At 40.0% G+C, this 20,038-nt stretch carries 18 protein-coding genes; 15 read left to right on the plus strand and 3 right to left on the minus strand.

Annotated features, from left to right (window positions below):
- Nucleotides 1–29: 29 nt before the first annotated feature.
- From BUB71_RS15440 to BUB71_RS15495, 12 genes are all read left to right on the plus strand, one after another.
- On the plus strand, nt 30–338 hold the full coding sequence (locus BUB71_RS15440; protein WP_073156755.1) for a PTS lactose/cellobiose transporter subunit IIA: 309 nt from the start codon (nt 30–32) through the stop codon (nt 336–338).
- Nucleotides 335–685: a PTS sugar transporter subunit IIB gene (locus BUB71_RS15445; RefSeq protein WP_084731677.1), complete on the plus strand. Its 351-nt coding sequence runs from the start codon at nt 335–337 to the stop codon at nt 683–685. The genes BUB71_RS15440 and BUB71_RS15445 overlap by 4 nt, the downstream gene beginning before the upstream one ends.
- A gap of 6 nt (nt 686–691) precedes the next feature.
- Complete coding sequence (locus tag BUB71_RS15450) at nt 692–2,008, plus strand: PTS sugar transporter subunit IIC (RefSeq protein WP_073156758.1); 1,317 nt, start codon at nt 692–694, stop codon at nt 2,006–2,008.
- A 38-nt stretch (nt 2,009–2,046) separates the two neighbouring features.
- On the plus strand, nt 2,047–2,787 hold the full coding sequence (locus BUB71_RS15455; protein WP_073156761.1) for a glucosamine-6-phosphate deaminase: 741 nt from the start codon (nt 2,047–2,049) through the stop codon (nt 2,785–2,787).
- A complete protein-coding gene (locus tag BUB71_RS15460; RefSeq protein ID WP_073156765.1) occupies nt 2,784–3,743 on the plus strand; it encodes an aldo/keto reductase in 960 nt (319 codons plus the stop codon). Before BUB71_RS15455 ends, BUB71_RS15460 begins: the two co-directional genes overlap by 4 nt.
- Before the next feature lie 173 nt (nt 3,744–3,916).
- Complete coding sequence (locus BUB71_RS15465; RefSeq protein ID WP_073156769.1) at nt 3,917–4,687, plus strand: sugar phosphate isomerase/epimerase family protein; 771 nt, start codon at nt 3,917–3,919, stop codon at nt 4,685–4,687.
- A gap of 3 nt (nt 4,688–4,690) precedes the next feature.
- Nucleotides 4,691–5,509 carry a 5-deoxy-glucuronate isomerase gene (gene iolB, locus BUB71_RS15470; RefSeq protein ID WP_073156773.1) on the plus strand — a complete coding sequence of 273 codons (819 nt, stop codon included), beginning with the start codon at nt 4,691–4,693 and terminating at the stop codon, nt 5,507–5,509.
- A gap of 23 nt (nt 5,510–5,532) precedes the next feature.
- On the plus strand, nt 5,533–6,540 hold the full coding sequence (gene iolC, locus BUB71_RS15475) for a 5-dehydro-2-deoxygluconokinase (RefSeq protein WP_073156776.1): 1,008 nt from the start codon (nt 5,533–5,535) through the stop codon (nt 6,538–6,540).
- Entirely contained in the window at nt 6,537–7,976 is a 1,440-nt protein-coding gene (locus tag BUB71_RS15480; protein WP_073156780.1) for a CoA-acylating methylmalonate-semialdehyde dehydrogenase, read from the plus strand. The genes iolC and BUB71_RS15480 overlap by 4 nt, the downstream gene beginning before the upstream one ends.
- 13 nt (nt 7,977–7,989) lie before the next feature.
- A complete protein-coding gene (gene iolD, locus BUB71_RS15485) occupies nt 7,990–9,918 on the plus strand; it encodes a 3D-(3,5/4)-trihydroxycyclohexane-1,2-dione acylhydrolase (decyclizing) (RefSeq protein ID WP_073156785.1) in 1,929 nt (642 codons plus the stop codon).
- A gap of 232 nt (nt 9,919–10,150) precedes the next feature.
- Nucleotides 10,151–12,487 carry an RNA polymerase recycling motor HelD gene (helD, locus tag BUB71_RS15490; RefSeq protein WP_139279147.1) on the plus strand — a complete coding sequence of 779 codons (2,337 nt, stop codon included), beginning with the start codon at nt 10,151–10,153 and terminating at the stop codon, nt 12,485–12,487.
- A 172-nt stretch (nt 12,488–12,659) separates the two neighbouring features.
- Nucleotides 12,660–13,097 (plus strand): VOC family protein, encoded by a 438-nt coding sequence (locus tag BUB71_RS15495; RefSeq protein ID WP_073156789.1) that lies wholly within the window; start codon nt 12,660–12,662, stop codon nt 13,095–13,097.
- A 437-nt stretch (nt 13,098–13,534) separates the two neighbouring features.
- Here the strand turns inward: BUB71_RS15495 and BUB71_RS15500 are convergent, their stop codons facing one another.
- Nucleotides 13,535–14,734, minus strand: coding sequence for an MFS transporter (locus BUB71_RS15500; protein ID WP_073156793.1), 1,200 nt, complete (start codon nt 14,732–14,734; stop codon nt 13,535–13,537).
- A 135-nt stretch (nt 14,735–14,869) separates the two neighbouring features.
- On the opposite strand from BUB71_RS15500, the gene BUB71_RS15505 reads away from it, so the two are divergent.
- A complete protein-coding gene (locus tag BUB71_RS15505) occupies nt 14,870–15,685 on the plus strand; it encodes a helix-turn-helix transcriptional regulator (protein WP_073156798.1) in 816 nt (271 codons plus the stop codon).
- A 455-nt stretch (nt 15,686–16,140) separates the two neighbouring features.
- Here BUB71_RS15505 and BUB71_RS20390 read toward each other — a convergent pair whose 3' ends face one another.
- On the minus strand, nt 16,141–16,263 hold the full coding sequence (locus BUB71_RS20390; protein ID WP_422785154.1) for a hypothetical protein: 123 nt from the start codon (nt 16,261–16,263) through the stop codon (nt 16,141–16,143).
- A 471-nt stretch (nt 16,264–16,734) separates the two neighbouring features.
- On the minus strand, nt 16,735–17,343 hold the full coding sequence (locus tag BUB71_RS15510; RefSeq protein ID WP_073156800.1) for a hypothetical protein: 609 nt from the start codon (nt 17,341–17,343) through the stop codon (nt 16,735–16,737).
- A 684-nt stretch (nt 17,344–18,027) separates the two neighbouring features.
- On the opposite strand from BUB71_RS15510, the gene BUB71_RS15515 reads away from it, so the two are divergent.
- Together BUB71_RS15515 and BUB71_RS19745 are read left to right on the plus strand one after the other, a co-directional pair.
- On the plus strand, nt 18,028–18,360 hold the full coding sequence (locus BUB71_RS15515) for a hypothetical protein (RefSeq protein ID WP_073156804.1): 333 nt from the start codon (nt 18,028–18,030) through the stop codon (nt 18,358–18,360).
- Nucleotides 18,361–18,727: 367 nt separating this feature from the next.
- Nucleotides 18,728–18,898, plus strand: coding sequence for a hypothetical protein (locus tag BUB71_RS19745; protein ID WP_175552397.1), 171 nt, complete (start codon nt 18,728–18,730; stop codon nt 18,896–18,898).
- Nucleotides 18,899–20,038 lie beyond the last annotated feature (1,140 nt).

Raw genomic sequence — 20,038 nt, forward strand, 5'->3', positions numbered from 1 at the left:
TATAAAAACATTCATTAGGAGATTAAATCATGGACGAACAAATCCCTTTTCAAATCATCTCATATGCAGGCGATAGTTTTTCAAAAATGATGGAGGCACTGCAAGAAGCAAAACAAGGAAACTTTGATAAAGTCGACCCACTTTTTGCAGAAGCAGAACAACTATTACACAAAGCTCATCAGGTCCAAACCGATTTGATCGTCAAGGAAGCCAATGGTGAAAACAATGAATTCTCCGTCCTTCTCGTTCATGCACAAGATACATTAATGAACACTATCCTTAGCTCCACGCTTATTAAAGAACTAATTGAGGTCTATCAAAGGGGGCAACAAACATGAAAATAACTTTTCAACGTCTGCACATCTTACTTGTATGCAATCTCGGAGCTTCCACTGGTGTAATGGTAACCAAAATGAAAGAGATTGTTAAACAGAGTGAGAAACTAAAACCCATCGATATTGAAATCAAAGCGTACCCAGCAGGAGAGCTTGAAGAGCACATTCAAAACTTTGATGTCATTCTTGTCGGCCCCCAAATCAAACACCAATTTGCACAACTTTCCGAGATTGCCAAACGGTATAACAAACCGATAGAAGTCATCGATACTCAAGATTATGGCATGGTAAATGGTGGGAATATTCTAAAATCAGCAATCCTGTTAAAACTACATGCAGAAGGGCAGTGATTAGACATGAGTCAACCAACCAAACTCAATGGGATTATCCAATTTCTCGAACGCTACTTCGCACCGATTGCTGCTAAAGTTGAGAAACAACGCTATATCTCTTCGATTAAAAATGGAATGATTGGGCTTATGGCCGTCTTGATGATTGGCTCTTTCTCACTCATTATCATGGCCATCGGCAATATGTTTCCGGAAGGATCATCTATTCGAATCTTTTTTGATCAAAATCATGATCTGATCAATCTGCCATTCCAATTTACTTTTGGACTGTTATCGATCTATGCGGCCATTTCGATCGCATATAATCATGCCCGTCAGTTAAAGATTCCGTTTCTTCATTCGATCATCGGAGCTACCATTGCTACTCTTATCTTTAATGTCAAAATAGTAAAAGGGGCTTTAGACACCTCTTTCCTCGATTCAAAAGGACTTTTTATTGCGATCATTGTTTCCTTGTTAACAGTTGAATTGATGGCTTTCTTTATTAAGCGAAAGATCACAATTCGATTCAAAGGATTACCGGATGGGATCGCCCAAACATTCGAAGCACTGATTCCACTTTTTACCGTTTTACTTGCATCTGTTCTAATCAACGGACTGGTACTTGGTTTAACTGGGGGCAAAAATTTACCTGAGGCTTTTACTCACTTCTTAGCCCCTACCTTTGACAGTATCGACACCCCATATGCCATATGGCTTATTTCGTTCTTAGAAATGCTCTTTTGGTTTATTGGTCTCAATGGATATGCCATTTTAGTTGGTTTTGTACTCCCGTTTATGACCAAATACCTTGGTGAAAATGCAGCTGCTTTTGCGGCGAGGCAACCCATTCCTCATGTTTTCGCACCTAATTTTTGGGATTATTTTCTAGGGTGTACAGGTTCAGGAGTGACGGGAGCTATCGTGATCCTTGCTCTGTTTAGTAAATCTAAAGAGCTGAGAACGATTGGAAAAGCCTCCTCTGTACCTGCCATTTTCACAATCTCTGAGCCGGTTGTTTTCGGTTTGCCTATTGTCTATAACCCATACCTATTTATCCCATTTGTCTTTGGAACACCTACTCTTGGCGTTCTCACCTACTACGTGTTTAAGTTCGGCTGGGTCAGAGCCCCGATTGCCAATGTTGGTGGGATTCCCGTGCCGATTGCACAGTACTTATCAACGATGGACTGGCGCGCCATTATCCTAACCATAGCTATCATTGCAGCAGGCGTTCTCATGTACTACCCATTCTTTAAAATGTACGAACGTAGTCTTTTAGCCAAAGCAAAGGAAAAAGACCAACGCCAACGAGACTTTGACCAACTGGATCTAGACTTCTAAAACAATATTCCACGAACCACTAAAAGAGGTGACCAAAAATGAAGGTGAGCATTCTTGAAGACTACGAACAAATGTCACAAGTAACCGCTCAAGCGATTATCGACCAAATCAAACAAAAACCAAATAGTCTGCTTTGTCTAGCAGGTGGGCACACACCCCTTAAATCCTACCAAATATTCGTTAAAACAATCAAAGATCAACAAATCGATGTAAGTCAATGCTCCTTTGTTAGTCTCGACGAATGGGTAGGGTTGGATCGAGAGATATCAGGGAGTTGCCAGGAGACACTTTACGATTCTGTTTTTGACCATTTACCGATTCGTAATGAACAAATCTGTTTCTTCAATGGCTTAGCAACAGACATGGCAGCTGAATGTCATCATATTGACAACTTTATCCGACAGCATGGAACGATCGATCTCACTCTCCTAGGCATAGGTATGAATGGTCATATTGGATTTAATGAGCCGGGTGTAAACCCTAATCAGTATAGCCACATTGTAGATCTTGATCCAATGACTCAACGAATATCTGTCAAATATTTTGAACAACCGATAGAAGTCAAACAAGGCATTACACTCGGGATGAAACATATTTTCGAAACCAAAACAATCATTCTAATCGCTAACGATATAAAAAAAGCATCTATTGTCAAACAGACAATGGAAGAAGAAGCAACCGAACAAGTTCCTTCTTCTCTCCTACAACGCCATCCACACGTACATGTAATACTCGATCAAGGTGCTGCCAGTCTGTTAACAAAGGTGGGGCAATCATGAAATTCTTTACGATTCAAGGGCAAAAAAATGGGCTTCCTCATAAAATCAATTGCTCACAACTTGTGATGGGTTCAGGAGATTTCTTACGTCTTGATAACTTCGAATTTGCCGCTTCGATCCTTGATCGATTTATCGAACTCGGCGGCACTACCTTTGATACCGCATTTCATTATCGTCATAGCGAAAAAGCGCTTGGAAAATGGATCGAAAGCCGTAATATTCGCGATCAAGTCACTATACTGACCAAAGGTTGTCACCCCACTCGGGAGTTTCCAACTCAACCACGGGTGAACCCGCAAGCAATCTATGAAGATCTAATGGGTAGCCTAGAACGTTTACAAACCGATTACGTTGACCTTTACGCTTTACATCGTGATGATCCAACAGTTCCCGTTGGAGAATTATTAGAAGCTCTTAATCAATGGATCGAAAAAGGAACCATTCGAGCAATCGGTGCTTCCAACTGGAAACTTGACAGAATTATTGAAGCAAACCAATACGCAGCACAACATCAACTGATACCTTTTACCTTTACAAGTCCCAATCTCAGCTTAGCGAAATGCAATCGTCCTCGTTGGGAAGGTTGCGTATCTGCGGATCAAACAATGATCCAGTGGCACAAGCAAAATCAAGTCCCTCTCCTCTCTTGGTCATCTCAAGCAGGTGGATTCTTTTCTGGGAGATTTACACCAGAGGATCACTCAAATCAAGAAATGGTAGAAGTCTATTACAATGACGATAATTGGGAGCGATTTGCTCGCGCTAAACAATTGGCTGAACAAAAACAAGTGACTCCGATTCAAATCGCACTCGCCTATGTACTCAATCAACCTTTTGCTACTGCTGCCTTGATAGGTCCTGAGAATGCAGATGAACTCATTTCTTCATTTGAAGGCGCTCAGCTTAAACTAACAGAGAAAGAAGTCGCTTGGCTTGATTTACAGAAAATCATTTAACAAACTCATTCGCTACAAACAACATATTCGCCTCATTGATGGAGATATGCTCGTCGAGAGAAACATGTCTACACAAAGAAATATACCATGTCGTTATATCAAAAGATCCCTCTCGACTCTCCCTCATTCCATTCAACACCACTACATGTTAATCAATCTGGGAGGAAGTAATCATGCAACACAAATTTGCCGCTCAATTGTACACATTACGCAAAGAATGCGCGGAAAACTTTCCAAGAGTTTTGCGAGAACTCAAAAAGATGGGTTGGAAAGCTGTACAAATCGATGGATTACGAGGATATGCGGCAGAAGAAATCGCAGAAGTCTTACAGGAAACCGGTTTACACGTTGCTGGAATGCACATTAGCTTAGATCGAATGGTGAATGATCTAGATGCTGTGATCCACGAAGGATATTTGTTCCAGACAAAAGATATCTTTTGCCACTACCTTGATGAGTCCATGCAAAATGAGGAAGGATATCGCAATGCAAAACGATTACTGTTAGAAACAGCTGCTCGTCTCGATGGATTGGGCTATCGAGTCGGCTATCACAACCATGAATTTGAATTTCAATCATCAGTAGATGGACAAATCGCCCTTGATTATCTGACAACACCCGTTGGTAACCGTTTTATTTATCCCGAAATTGATACCTATTGGGCTCTTTATGCCCATATAGATCCGTTAACCTATATATCCAAATTTCCATTTCGCTGTCCCATCATTCACCTCAAAGATATGAAAGACGATCTTTCGCTACGCTATCCAGATTCATTAACTGAGATTGGAAATGGAATCATTGATTTTCTTTCCATCCTCCGTTGGGGTGAACATAACGGCGTTGAATACTATGCGGTTGAACAAGATATCTGTGAACGAAACCCTCTAGAAAGCCTCGCTATCAGTTTGGAACATTTAAAAAAAATAGCGCAGGAGGTGTAGTCAATGAGTAATTTGATCCGAAAAGCAGCAGCTTACCTTCCTAATGTTGATAAAAAATCAGTCATCAACTTAACTCCCAGCGATGCCAATTGGGATTATATTGGTTTTGAAGTTGTGAAATTACAGACCGGACAATCCTACAAACTTGACACACAACATCAAGAGGTCTGTGTCGTACTGTTATGTGGACATGTTTCCGCTCGAGCAGGTAATCAATCATGGGAACAATTTGGTAACCGCAAGCAGATCTTTGAACAAACGAAACCCTTTGCCCTCTACGTTACAACACAGACTATCGTCGAAGTCAAAGCACTTTCCTATGTTGAATTGGCGCTATGTAAAGCACCGGCCCAAGGTAAATATCCAACCCGACTCATCCATCCTGATGAAGTTTCATCCGAGCGTCGGGGATATGGAAATATGGAGCGATTCATCCATAACATCTTACCTGACCAAGCACTAGCTGAACACTTATTAGTAGTTGAAGTCTTTACACCCAATGGGAACTGGTCTAGTTTTCCTCCTCATAAACATGACGAGTTGCGATTGCCCAATGAAACGCAGTTAGAGGAGCTTTACTATCATCGAATGACGCCCTCAACTGGTTTCGCCTTCCAACGTGTCTATACTGATGATCGTTCATTGGATGACTCCTTTAGTGTGGAAGATCAAGATATTGTACTCGTTCCCAAAGGATATCATCCGGTTTCTGCTACTCCTGGAACCGAGCTCTATTATCTAAATGTAATGGCAGGACCTGTTCGTCAATGGAAATTCACAAATGAACCTAATTTTGAATGGCTGATACAACCTTCACGATAGAAAAAATGGCAGGTGAATACCCTATGAGCAGTCTTACCTTTCCATCCGATCGACCGTATGACTTGATTTGTCTCGGACGTCTCTGTATCGATCTCAATGCGAATGAAATCAATCGGCCTATGGAAAAAACACAAAGCTTCACCAAATATGTAGGTGGGTCACCCGCAAATATCGCGATTGGAGCTGCGCGCCTCCAATTGAAAACGGGATTCATTGGAAAAATTGCAGATGACCCACACGGTCGTTTTATCCGTCAATATTTGACCCAACATCAAATTGATCATTCCCAAGTACGAATCGATCAAACAGGAGCTGTAACAGGGCTCTCTTTCACAGAGATTAAAAGTCCCGAAGATTGTAGCATTGTCATGTACCGAGACCATGTCGCTGATCTTCTCTTACATTCCGATGAAATTTCTGAGGACTATATCAAACAGACCAAAGCCCTCTTGATCTCAGGAACTGCATTAGCCCAAAGCCCTTCTCGTGAAGCTGTCTTTACTGCTTTACACTACGCTCGAAAACATCAAGTCGTTGTGTTCTTCGATCTTGATTATCGACCATATACTTGGCGTTCCGATGCTGAAACAGCTATCTACTATCAGCTTGCGGCAGAAAAGTGCGACGTCATGATTGGAACGCGAGAAGAGTTTGATATGATGGAGCACTTGGAGCTGACGGATGGTTCTAATGAAGAAACAGCAAAATATTGGTTTGCTCATCAAGCCCAAATCATTGTGATTAAACATGGTCAAGCAGGGTCAGTCAGTTATACTCGTGATGGCAAGCATTTTTCAAGCACCATCTTCCCGACCAAAGTGTTAAAAACCTTTGGCGCAGGGGATGCTTATGCATCGGCCTTCATCTATAGCTTACTTCAAGGATGGGATGTTGAAACAGCGATGGAATATGGGAGTGCATCCGCTGCTATCGTTATTTCAAAACATAGCTGCTCTGATGCTATGCCCACTACCTTTGAAATTGACCATTTTATCAAAATGGCAAAGCATGAAAAGGAGCATCAACTATGATTCAAAATTTAATCAATGGGAAATGGACACTATCCCAATCACAGCAAATCGAAAAAATATATAATCCTGCGACAGGTGAAGTATTGGCTGAGGTTCCTCTCTCTACTCGCCATGAATTGGATCAAGCTGTAGAGTCTGCTAACCAAGCATTTGAACAATGGAAACAGGTATCGATTCCAAGACGGGCCAAAATCCTCTTTCAATATCATCGACTCTTGATCGAACATACAGATGAACTTGCCGAATTGATTACCAAAGAAAATGGAAAAAACCGAACAGAGGCATTGGGTGAGGTACGCCGGGGAATTGAGTGCATCGAACATGCCACCAGTATTCCAAACCTCATCTCAGGTTACCAACTCCCTGCTGTAGCCGCTGGCTTAGAAACCGGAATGTATCGATACCCCATTGGCGTAGTTGGTGGAATCACACCATTCAACTTCCCGATGATGGTTCCATGTTGGATGTTCCCACTCGCCATTGCTTGTGGTAACACCTTCATCCTCAAGCCTTCAGAGCGAACTCCTTTACTTGCAAATCGGCTTGGAGAATTATTCATTGAAGCTGGTTTACCAGCCGGTGTGCTCAACATTGTTCATGGAGCTCACGATGTAGTGAATGGATTGCTGGAGCATCCAGATATCAAAGCAATTTCCTTTGTTGGCTCTCAACCCGTAGGTGAATATGTATACAAAAAAGGAACAGCCCATTTAAAGCGAGTCCAAGCGTTAACGGGTGCAAAGAATCATTCCATTGTCCTCGAAGATGCAAACTTGGACAATGCGACCACCCAAATTATCAATGCGGCTTTTGGTTCAGCAGGTGAACGTTGTATGGCTTGTTCTGTTGTTGCTGTTGAAGAAAATATCGCTGATGAATTCGTGTCCCGACTCGTTAGAGCAGCCAACCAACTTCGAATAGGTAACGGTTTAGAGGAAGATGTGTTCCTTGGACCAGTGATTCGCGAAGCACACAAAAAACGAACAATCCAATACATTGAAACGGGTGTTATGGAAGGAGCACAATTGGTTCGCGATGGACGGAAAGATCAAGCGGTTCACGAAAAAGGCTACTTTATCGGCCCTACGATCTTTGATGAAGTAAATCAAGAAATGAAGATTTGGCAAGATGAGATTTTCGCTCCAGTCCTTTCCATTGTCCGTGTGAAATCCTTACAAAAGGCAGTCTCATTGATCAATCAATCCCGATTTGCAAATGGTGCATGTATCTTTACCAACACAGGGAGTGCTGTACACTATTTTCGTGAGCACATTGAAGCAGGTATGCTCGGTGTCAACATTGGCGTTCCTGCTCCTATGGCTTATTTTCCATTCTCAGGTTGGAAAGACTCCTTCTATGGCGACCTTCACGCAAATGGAAGAGATGGGGTTGAATTCTATACTCGCAAGAAAGTCATCACCACACGCTGGGTTTAAGGAGGTCTATTGAATGAAATTAACGATGGCACAAGCATTGATTCGCTTTCTTAACCAACAGTTTCTTGAAGTTGATGGAATGCAGCGACCTTTATTTGCTGGGGTCTTTACCATTTTTGGTCATGGAAACGTGCTCGGTATCGGACAAGCTCTGGAAGAAGATTCTGGACATCTTCGAGTTTATCAAGGCCGAAACGAACAAGGTATGGCACATGCCGCGATTGCCTTTGCTAAACAGTCTCATCGACAACAGATCATGGCTTGTACCTCTTCTGTTGGTCCAGGCGCTGCCAATATGATTACAGCTGCTGCGTTAGCAACAGCCAACCGAATTCCACTCCTGCTCTTACCTGGAGATACCTTCGCTACCCGACAACCGGACCCTGTATTGCAACAAATTGAGCAATCGTACAACGCCGCTTTGACCACTAACGATGCTTTTCAGCCCGTAAGTAAGTACTGGGATCGAATCCAACGCCCCGAACAGTTGATGATTGCGATGAAAAATGCCATTCGAGTTCTTGTTGACCCAGCCGAGACAGGCGCTGTCACGATTTGTCTTCCTCAAGATGTTCAAGGAGAAGCATATGACTACCCGGACATCTTTTTCAAAAAAACGATTCATCACTTGGATCGACGAATACCGACGGGCCGAGAACTTGAAGCGGCAGTATCGCTGATTCAACAGAAAAAACGTCCTTTGATGATCTGTGGAGGTGGAGTTCGTTATTCCCGTGCCGGACAAGCGTTACAAACATTGGCTGAACAATGTAAAATCCCCTTTGCTGAAACACAGGCTGGAAAAAGCGCCATTGAAAGTCATCACCCTTATAATCTCGGTGGCATTGGAGTAACTGGCAATCAAGCAGCTAACCAACTTGCAAGAGAAGCTGATTTGATTATAGGGATTGGGACTCGTTTTACGGACTTTACTACCTCATCCAAGCAGCTTTTTCGACATCCTGATTGCCAATTCTTAACCATTAATGTTTCCGATTTTGATGCAGGAAAATTAGATTCAATCAAAGTAGTTGCCGATGCCAAGACGACGCTCGAACGCTTGACTCAGCGACTCTCTACTCTTGGATATACTTCCAACTATGTGGATGAAATCGTTACAGCAAAATCGAATTGGAAAAAAGAGCTCCATCGGTTACAACATCTTGATGCAAGCCAAGAAAACTTCCAACCCGAGGTGACTGGTCATCTGGAAGCTAACGAGTTAGCAGAGTATCAATCGGCATTAGGAACCACCTTAACCCAAACTTCCGTTATCCGTGAAATCAATCAACACCTTGACCCTCAATCCATTGTTGTTGGAGCCGCTGGTAGCCTCCCTGGAGATCTGCAACGCATCTGGGAATGTGCTCAAACAGATACCTATCACATGGAGTACGGTTATTCATGTATGGGTTATGAAATCGCTGGAGCACTTGGAGCTAAAATAGCTGTCCCTGATCGTGAAGTCTATGCTTTTGTAGGCGATGGAAGTTTTCTGATGTTACACAGTGAACTACTTACCAGTCTTCAAGAAGGGCTAAAAATCAATCTACTACTCTTTGACAACTCCGGATTTGGATGTATCAATAACTTACAAATGGGTCATGGAATGGACAGTTTTGGGACCGAATTTCGATTCCGTAACCCTCAAACTGGACAACTTAGTGGTGCACTCCAGACCATCGACTACGCAGCAGTTGCCGCGGGTTATGGTGTCAAAACTTACTCCGTCCATACCATGAACGAGCTTCGACAAGCTTTAATTGATATTCCCAATCAAACCCAATCAACCTTGATTGATATTAAAATTCTACCAAAAACCATGACGCACGATTACCTTTCATGGTGGAATGTAGGTGCAGCCGAGACCGCTCGTCGTTCAAAAATCATCCAAGTTAATCGACAACTTCATGAAGAACGAAAAAAAGCTCGTCCCTACTAAGGACGAGCTTTTTTTAAAGTACGACTACATATTTTATCATGAGATGCTGCTATATCGATATAATGACATGGTGTTGTTGGAAAACGTATTGATATAAATAAACAACTATGATAGCTTTATATAGATACACTGCAAAATTAATTTACGAACATATTATACCCTATTTTAATTATAGGGTATAATATTCGGTCTTGTCAACCCCTATTGATATTTTTTTAAAGGAGCGATGGATATAATTATGGAGCTTCGACAAGAGCAAGAACGAGTGAATCGTGTAATGAAGACGATTGCAGAACAAATCAATAAATTGGAGAACGAAGCATCTAGGCGTCGAAAGGAAGTCGTGAATATCCGCAAACACTTTTGGGATGAAGTAAAGGTTAATGTAGATACTTTCGATGATTATCTGGAGACGATCATCAATTTGAGACAAGAAGCTCAAGCTTTGTCCATAAGTCAAAGCAGCCATAGACATGCATCTAACAGATTATCTACGCTGAAACGGATGCAAGAGATGCCTTATTTTGGTCGCATCGATTTCATCGAAGAAGGCACTTCCTCTGTAGAACGAATCTATATTGGCATCTCCACATTCACAGATTCTAGCGGAGAAGATTTCCTTATTTACGACTGGAGAGCTCCGATTTCAAGTGTCTACTATGACTATCAACCTGGTTCCGCCAAGTATATTACACCTGAAGGTGCCATTCATGGCATACTGAAGAAAAAATGGCAATATCTCATACGCGACGGCATAATCCAATCGATGTTTGATACCAGTCTCACGATTGGTGACGAGATTTTACAGCAGGTGCTGGGTAAAGGTACAGATAAGCATATGCACAATATCGTGGCTACTATTCAACAGGAGCAAAACTGGGTCATTCGACACGATCACGGCCGAATGCTCATTGTCCATGGCGCAGCGGGTAGCGGTAAAACATCGGCTGCCCTGCAACGGATTGCTTATTTACTCTATAAATATCGAGATAAACTGAATGCTGATCAAATCATTCTTTTTTCGCCAAATGCGATGTTTAATAGTTATGTCTCCAATGTGTTACCAGAACTCGGTGAAGAGAATATGCAGCAGGTCACATTCCAGGAATACTTGGATCATCGACTGAAAAATGAGTTTGAAGTTGAGAATCCTTACGATCAATTGGAATATGTTTTGACCACAGTCGATAACCCATTATACAGAACAAGAATTGCCAGCATCCGATGCAAGGCGACCATCCATTTTTTTGAGGCGATCCAATCATACAGAAAGTCGCTTGAATTGTCCGGAATGGTATTCAAAGAGGTGATCTTCAAGGAAAAGACCATGGTTACGGCTAAACAAATCGCAGAAAAGTTTTATAGTAGTGGCACCAAGCTTCGCTTTCATAGTCGACTTGAAAAATTGAAGGATTGGTTACTTAAGCAAATCGGTGAAGCTGAGAAAATCGAACAGACTCAGCCGTGGGTACAAGAGGAAATCGAGCTGCTTAGCGAAGAGGATTACCATAAAGCTTATTCCTACTTAGCGAAAAAACGTGGCTTAACGGGGGAGGCGATTCATGATTATGAAATCGAACCGGAAGCATTAGAGCGCCTGATTGTTCGAAAGAAGTTCAGACCGTTGCGAAAATGGATCCAAGCATTTGGTTTTGTTAACATGAAAGAAATATACAAACAGTTTTTTACTGATCAGAATCAAATCAAACAATGGATGGATTCGGAAGTACTCGAAGAATGGCCGAATATCTGTTTATCAACTGTAAACATGCTAGATGAAGGTAAACTTTATTATGAAGACGCTACTTCGTTTTTGCTGATGAAAGAGCTAATTCTGGGCTTTCAGACGAACAGTTTGATCAAACATATACTTGTGGATGAAGCACAAGACTACTCCCCGTTTCAATTCGAGTTTTTAAAACGTTTATTTCCTTCGGCAAAAATGACAGTTCTAGGTGACTTTAACCAAGCCATCTTCGCCCATGCCAGCGAAATGGTCGATTTTCACACGCTTGCTGACTTATATGGTCCAGATCAAACAATCGGGATCAACTTCACTCGCAGCTATAGATCTACAAAACCAATCGTTGAATTTACACGCAGTCTCGTACCCGATGGTAAACGGATTGCCGTTTTTGATCGCGATGGTGAAAAGCCTGTATTGACGCAAGTGTTGAATCGAGAAGAATTACATCGTTCCATAGCTTCTAACGTTGCAGACTTACGGAAACGACAATATAAAACAATCGCCATTATATGCAAATCGGCAGCAGAAAGCGCTACTGCATATGACTCCTTGAGTGACATTGAAGAAATGAAACTCGTGAAGAATGGATCGATTGAATACGAGCAAGGTGTTGTTGTCATACCAGCCTATTTGGCAAAAGGGATCGAATTCGACGCAGTTATTATTTATGACGCATCAGCGGAAGTTTACGGAGATGAGAGCCTTCGTAGGTTGTTTTACACTGCCTGCACCAGGGCTATGCATCATTTGCAACTATATAGTGTAGGTGATCCAACCCCTTTTTTGAGCGACGTTAATCCAGAGAAATTCGCACTGAGCTGACTCACATAATTCCAGTGGTATCCGTAGTCTTTCATCTTCAACTCTTCTGTAAACACCATCCTTTATAGCTTCTTGATCATTTAATAGCAATCCATAAGAAATATATGTAACAAATAGATGTTACTATCAATTTATCAAATCAACCAATTATAGCTGAAAAGGATGTGTAGAAATGATTCTAGGAATTCACCCATATATCGTCACACAAGGTCGAGGAAAAGAAGCAGTTGAATTTTATCAGCATGCCGTTCAAGCTCAGGTATTGCAAGTGCAAACTTTTGGTGAGATGCCCGATAATCCGGCTTATACTGTTCCAGAAGAAGCAAAAGATTTTATCGTAAATGCTCATCTCAAAATTGGAGAATCAGATTTTATGATTTCCGATTCGTTCCCTGGTCAACCTCTTGCCATTGGTGAACAAGTTACCATTGCACTTACGACCAACGATGTTGAACAGACAAAACAGATCTTTGCAAGTCTTCAAGAAGAAGGTCAAGTGCTCCAACTGTTGGAAGCAACTTTCTGGAGTCCTGCCTATGGTCAAGTGAAAGATAAATTTGGCATCACTTGGCAAATCACTACATTTATTGAAAGTCAATCATTGACCTAAAGAATAAGCATTGAATATCGCTTTAGCACATTAATCCCCTCAATTGAGCTAGTGTAAAAAAGCAATGGTTACACTACTCATTTTGAGGGGATTTTATGAAGAAATAAAATTCTCCTATAACATACTACATTTCATTTTCCAAGGCAGTTCTATTAGTCTGGATGATTTTTGTTACCGATCGTAAATTGGTAGTAATCCCTTGATAATTGATCATCATACTCATGCCATTCTCCATCCAATGCCCAAGGTTATTGGCTTTAAAAGCTATCTCAACGATCTCACTAGGCTCAATCAAGTATCGTATCCATAAAGATAGATGCTTAAAGAGGTCTCTCGTTTTTACTTAATACTTAATTGATATGTGTTGTAAACAAGTGAAGTGGGAGCACGATAGTCTTCTGCTGCTATCTGATTCATTCATACGTGTTTACAGTATTCTACATTTGCTGATCTTTGGTACTAAGGTTTTTGGGGTTGTTTGTTTTCAAGTAGTTATAATGACTTGTAATCTTTCTGGTTCGTCTTAAAATAATCACCAACATGAAATAAGAAATCATAATGGAAATAGCACAAACAATAAACAAATACTGGTATCCAATAAAAGGGTAAATCCAACCAAGTATAATCGCACCCAATCCTATTCCTAAATCAAAAGAAGTAAAATAAGAAGCATTGGCAATTCCTTTCCGATCTGGACGAGCAAGATTAATCATATAGGTTTGAATTGCTGGTTGTGCAGAACCAAATCCAATACCATATAAAATTGCTGAAAAAATAACGCCAACTAAACCACTGGAGAAACTTAATACGAGTAATGCCATTGATGAGATTATAACAGAGAGTTTAATGACTACTGATTCGTCATAACGATCTGTGAGTTTCCCAGCAATAGGTCGGATGAATGAAAGGGAAACTGCGTACATCAAAAAGAATGTTCCAGCATTTACTTTTATTGATTCTACAAAAAGCGGTAAAAAAGCAGTAATACCTCCATAAGGAATTGTTAAAAAAACAATTGCTAGACCAACAGGAAACATAGAGCTATCAAAAAGTTCTATTCTCCGAGCTTTGTGTTGGAATTGAATTGGCAGTTTCAAAATTAAACCCAGTAACAAAGCAATGATTGAAAAAAAGATTGCAACTGAAAATAAACCATGAAAAGAGTATTTCTGTAATAACCATATTCCCAGCATTGGTCCTACTGCCATCGATATTGTCATCGCTAAACCATACCACCCCATTCCCTCTCCTCTACGAGTGGTAGGAACAATATCTGTTACTGCTGTTCCGATCGAGGTAGTAGATATAGCCCAACCTATTCCATGCAGAAAACGTAATAAGATGAGTATCCACAATCCACTAACCCAATTGTAAAAACACATCAACACCAAAAATAAGATCAATCCAAAAACGATAAATGGTTTTCTGCCATAACGATCTAAAAATCCTCCAATGATAGGGCGAAAAATGACTGCTGAAATGGTAAATGTCCCAACTATTATACCTACTTGCGATTCCGTACCGCCTAGATTTTTAATAAAAAATGGTAATGTAGGAATTAATAAACAAACACTGGTGAATAAAAAAAGCATACTGATGGTCAATATGATAAATGAACTTGTCCATAAACGTCCCATTCGAATCTCCCTCTCCCAACTTACAATTGTCCTCTACAACCCAAGTATTTCATCGATGCACATCTTCTACCACATGTTGGTTATCGTAGTATAATTAGTGGTAGGCGATCGAATGGAAAAGGATGGAGCATTGAAATGGATGAAAAAGTTCGTAGAAGAAATTTAGGAGAATTCCTGCAAATGCGTCGAACTCGATTAAAACCCACAGATGTTGGTCTTTCCTTAGGAACTCGGAGACGTACACCTGGACTTCGTAGAGAAGAAGTAGCTCAGCTAGCAAACATCAGTACCTCTTGGTACACCTCCCTCGAACAAGGACGAGAGATGCAAGCTTCAGAAGAGGTGTTAGAAAATATCGCAAATGCCCTACTACTAAACGTTGCTGAGCGTCAACATCTATTTCTTTTGGCAAAACGGCCAGTAGATTTAAATTTCATGTTGATAGAAGATGAGATAACACCAACTCTCGCTCAATGGATTCATACACTTCATGATCAACCCGCATACATACTGGGCAGAAGATGGGATATATTAGTTTGGAATCATGCTGCGGATCTGTTGTTTAATTTTTCTAAGAAAATTCCTCCACACACGAATAACTATCTTTGGCGCTTTTTCCATAACACAGACATAAAAAATCGACCTACTTGGAGACCAACTGCAAAACAAGTCATTGCTCAATTTAGGGCTGATAGTACACGTTATCTTGGAGATTCATCGATTAGTGGTTTAATTAAAGAACTTTTAGAAACAAGTGATACTTTCCGTGAAGAATGGAGTCGATATGATGTACAGGAACTTTTTAACGGAAATAAACAAATTTATCATCCTTCCTTCGGAGTGAAGAAAGTTGGACAAGTTACATTACAAGTCCCTAATAATCCACACATTAAAATTATTATTTTGACAAATGTTCCATTAAAAAGCATCTACATGAATAATTCCCTTTAGTCAATGCTAATATTTTATCTAATATACTCACTTCACCCGGCTTCGCGCTTCTTTGACAGGTCTTGCATTGAAATGAGTATAGGTATCCCATAACCACTGAATCTCCTCTTTAAAAATTCAAGATGAGCTATAATAAGAATCCAAATTCTAACATCCTTTTATACTAAAAGACCTTCTATTTTTGAATATGGCTAATGTATTATCTAAAAGTTGGATTTGATACTCGTTTCCTCAACCTGTACGAAAGATTTGAATCCGGTATAATTGCCTTGGATTGAAGCTAAGACTCAAGCAACTAATTCTGGAACTTTCCGAGATCTAGTAAACAACTCTATTATATTTATATGCTAAAACGATTTCGTTTCAAAATAGTTTCTTAAATATCTCCCATCAAAGTTCATGAATCACAACAAAAAAGCTTAACCATCGATATTGGATAAGCTTTTTCTTACTAATTACTTCGTGATTCGTTTTCCACCATAATAATGCTGTTTACAATATCCGTTGTTGAGATCGCTAACTATTACTCGCCCTTTTACAGAAGAAGCATGGATAAACTTACCGTTTACAGTGTAGATACCTACTGGCTAATTCCTTATTTCAATTACAACGATAAGTATTTTGAAGAAAACAAGGTCTCCTCGTTTTAAATCCTTTGGATCGGTAATGTTTTTTCATTTAGTTTGGAAGCTGCCATCAACTGGGCTAGGTCATATCACCAGCTCAGTGTAGCAACCAAACACTTTGAAGTTTCGATCTCTGGGAGCTTGAGCTCAAGTACCTAGAGATCGAGAGCCTGCGAAAATGGAAGCAAACTCCTTCGGATACGTTTCCTAAAGTGGAGCAACCAGCACCACCCACTGATAGCCATCCAGTTTGGCATGTTTTCAGAGGGCAGTGCTAGTTTGCTGCGTGCAGATGGTCATATATTGTTTATATAGACAATTGACCCTGAATCTAAGAAGATACTATAAGAACATTTAAAATAATTGCGTCCTGCAATAATTACATCGAGTATAACCATACTTTTAGCCATACGCAGGAAGAGGTCAACTTCTTTGTTTTTCATGTTTGTTTGGAGGCATAGGGATGATGAGTCCTTGTACATCATTTAAAAGTCTGGGAGTACGGCGCCTCTTGCCATCGATTCCATAATAGTCTTTTTCTGAACGAAATACTCCATTATCTAGAGCTGCTTTTACTGGGCTTTTTCGAGGTTTTGATGGAATAATTCGTTCCTTTAGTGTTTCAGATAGTCCTTCACGAAGAAATGTACATTTCCCATGTTGGAATTCTGCAACCACTTCCATTTTCTTGGAAGTATTAATCACTAATGCCCAATCTAAGGGTCTGAATGAAGAGATTTTAGGGAAACGATGCCATTCTAGATCTGCTCTAATATCCATTAATGGAATAATTTCGTCAGGCTTTATAGACAAAAATTCTCCTCTATTGATTACGCGTTCTTTGGCAATTTTAATATCATCTACTAAAAGCCAAATGAATCCTGTTTTCCCACGTTTGTTTGCTTCGAGCACCAAATCTTTTATATTTAATTTTGGATGTACTTCCCAAATAAACGAGTCGTTATCCCATATATTTCTAAGAATTGTAATCAAACGCCTTGCTTGAAAACTTGTATAAGTTCCATCGATCAAACTAGATTTATCATCAGGATTGAGTTTGTTTGCTGGCGGGAAAATATGGGGAAAAGCGTGACTGATTAATGGAATGGTAGTTGATTTTCCGACTCCTTGAATCCCACCTACGAATAGATAATTCCTTTTATTGGGATCAAGATGCTTTGCTATAAATGATCTAACATCATCCGGAATTATAGAGGGAATTTTATCTTGATCAGATATTGGTAGCCACCTCTTTTCTCTGAAACATAATTATATTTATATTAGAAATCGTATCATTAATCACTACATATTATCAATAATCAATAGATTGTGTTGCATCATTCACGATCCATATGTAAAAAAGTTTATGAGCGAGCGGATGTACGATGATTTTCGACATAAAGTAATGTCATGTATAAAAAAAGGAATCGTGTATGGCTACGTATCCCGACTCGGAACCGCATCCATACACCATGACTGATCTCTCCGCGTTATGATGCAACAACCTCTTTATGGCGCAAATTCTGTTCTTTTGATTGATTATAGATCATGAGTGGCGTTGAAATAGCGCTTCTCATCATCAAAATAAATTTTAAAAAGTGTATCTCTCGTTATCTTGACAGGTAAAAACCGAACTGCTACTCTTTATTGAAGCAATTATGTTATATAGTATAAATATTATTATAATTTCTATTGATTATGTGAGGAGGGATTGGATTGTCTGAAGATAAAATCAATCAACCAGTTGACAGAAACTCTCGCGTTGGAAGACATTTAGTAGGAGCACCAGGCGCCCCTACTTGGGCTGAGTTAACTCCAGAAGAACAAAAACTAGTTAATGAGGAAAGAAAAGAAATAGATGAGGCGCTACGAAACATGGAAGATTCCGAACCAGACACAGATAAACAGGAATATTTATCTACGAAGGATAGTGAACCTCCACAGATGGAACAGCAAGCACATTTACTAAAAGGTGAAGACAGAGAAAATAAGTTTGACCCAGTTTTGAAGTCCCAAGCTAAAGAGAAACCAGAAGATAGGGGCAGGTAATCCACAATCTCGCCAAAAATATGCTGGCAAATCGATCTATCGGTTCAATGATAAACGATTTAACTCATATGTGCGGATTGTCTTTTTTATTTGTCTGTTACTTTGTGATGAATGGAAGAGAATAGTTTTTTCATTGTTGCGGTTGCTGTGGAGTGTTTTTTTGGGTGATGAGGGTCGATTCCATCTCTGTATAATCATCGGAATAAACAGTTTATTTGTCCTGTAATTAGAATGACTGTAATCAAAGCCTGACTGTAGACCATTCATTGTTCATTATCCTTTAAGGTTTGCGAATTAATTACCAAATTTCTTGTCAAACAATTATAATCACAGCTAGAAAAACTCTTTTTTACCTGGGGATGATACAATGCGTAAAAGGAAGATACGGAGAATACTTAAAGAGGCAGAAGAAACGGATGCAAGACATACTTTACAAAGTGTGAGAGTACGTGTTATCACGGATGATCAAACAAATAATGCAACTAAAGACAACATGTTAGCTAAGTTGAACCAAGTACAAGAATCCCTTGAGAAATAGCCTCTAATGCAAAAAGCAATAAAGAAATCCTATCTTACCGAGCAACCATTTTTTGTATAATCGAACACACGAGCGGTGCTCATCCTGCTTGTAGCAGGTTTTGTTCCTGTGTACGTGATGGTATGAGGTTCAAGTGACGAACCCATCTCTCCCGCTTGGTAAAACCATAAGAGTGAGTGATGGAACCGAAACTAGCGTACTGGTAACAGGTACGCCGCCCATGTAGATACATGCAACAGAAGTTGTAGAACTGCATGGGATGGGCTGATGGGACAGCCCCTAGCTTGGGAGTTGCACGAAGCAGAAATGAATGGAGTGCGCAAACTACCCAAGAATCCCACGCTTTTAAGCGTGAGGAGTCTCAACATCCTCCCTTAAAAAAGTTGTAGGCATTCAGGCCCGGACTGTGCACATTAGCAATCTATAAGAAACCGGGCCTACTGTTTCTTGATAAAATGTGTACAGAGTCGGTTCCTTAATGTACAGGAATTCGACTTTTTAGGTTGCGATTTGCTTAGTGTATAATAATTGCGTTTTATCTGTAGAACCCCAGAAGTAATTTTTTTCTGTTTCATGAGATGTACTTACATTTTAAGGATCCTTCACTTTTACAGTAATCAACTTCGTCGGAAATATCTTGTTATTGGTTCCTTGCGGAACACTTCTTCCATTAATTGTTAGCAAGTAGTTTACATATTTAAAACGGGTAATTATCTTTACCATTATACTCTGTTTAATTTAATATGCATGAGTTATTGATTTTGCACTAACATCAGTGTTTACATATGATATATTTTTATTTGCAATTCCTTATATACTCTTTGGAATTTATCAAACGCTAAAAAGGGAGGCGATGATATTAAAAATCATTGATTTTTGATTCGTAATAGATAACTCTTTTTTTGTGATTGGATCCTATAGCTTGCTAGGAGAGGTAGACATGAAGTTAAACTTTCATTTTACAGTTTCTGATTGGAAGAAATTTCATAAAGAGTTTCTCAATCGAAAGAATATGGTAAAGATATATTTGTTTTTATTTTTATCTAGAGGTTGTTGCATAATTAATCGCTAAACCCAAAGGGTTAGCGGTTCCAAGGTGCTTTTCGAGTGGAAATGTCCATCCACTTATTCATTAATCGA

The sequence above is a fragment of the Seinonella peptonophila genome (assembly GCF_900129355.1).
GTDB lineage: Bacteria > Bacillota > Bacilli > Thermoactinomycetales > Thermoactinomycetaceae > Seinonella > Seinonella peptonophila.